Annotated in this window: 1 protein-coding gene; it reads right to left on the bottom strand. The window is 53.3% G+C overall.

Annotated features, from left to right (window positions below):
- Window positions 1-655: N-acetylmuramoyl-L-alanine amidase family protein (locus tag LIZ87_RS22075; RefSeq protein WP_442912303.1), on the bottom strand; the 655-nt coding region annotated here is incomplete at both ends.

The following is a 655-nucleotide window of genomic DNA, read 5'->3' on the forward strand; positions in this document are numbered from 1 at the left end:
CCGCTTTCATCCTTCTGCTCCTTCCAGCCGCTCGTGAACATATAGCCGTTCTCGTCCAGATAGTAGACTCTTCCCTCGTATTCTATGAACTCATCCACTACAGCTACGCCATCGCGGTAGAACATCCTGCCGCCTTCTGTGTCCACCCAGCCCTCATTCGTCTGGGCCTTCGGGGTGGCAACTCCGCCTGCGTCAACGATATAGGTTTCTCCGGCTATCGTGATTTCCCCGTCCCTTATCATATGGCCGTCTTCAAGAGCGAAGATGCGCAGGACGTTGTCCACCTCACATAAGCCCTTCTTCATAACGCCGGTGCTGTCAAAGTAATAGTCGCTTCCGTTCTTTACAAGCCAGCCTGTGTGCATATAGCCATTCTCGTCCAGATAGTAGACTTCGCCCTCGTATTCTATGAACTCATCCACTACAGCTGCGCCGTTCCGATAGAACATCCTGCCGCCTTCTGTGTCCACCCAGCCCTCATTCGTTTGGGCCTTCGGGGTGGCTACGCCGGCTGCGTCAACGGTATAGACGATTCCATCCACCGTAACCTCTGTGTTGGTAAGCATGTAACCATCTGCTGGAGCAAAATACCTCAGGACGCCTTCCACCTCATGAAGGCCTTCCAGCATTGCTCCTGTGCCGTCTAAATAGTATG

This window comes from Lacrimispora sp. 210928-DFI.3.58 (assembly GCF_020554865.1).
In the GTDB taxonomy this organism is placed as follows: domain Bacteria; phylum Bacillota; class Clostridia; order Lachnospirales; family Lachnospiraceae; genus Enterocloster.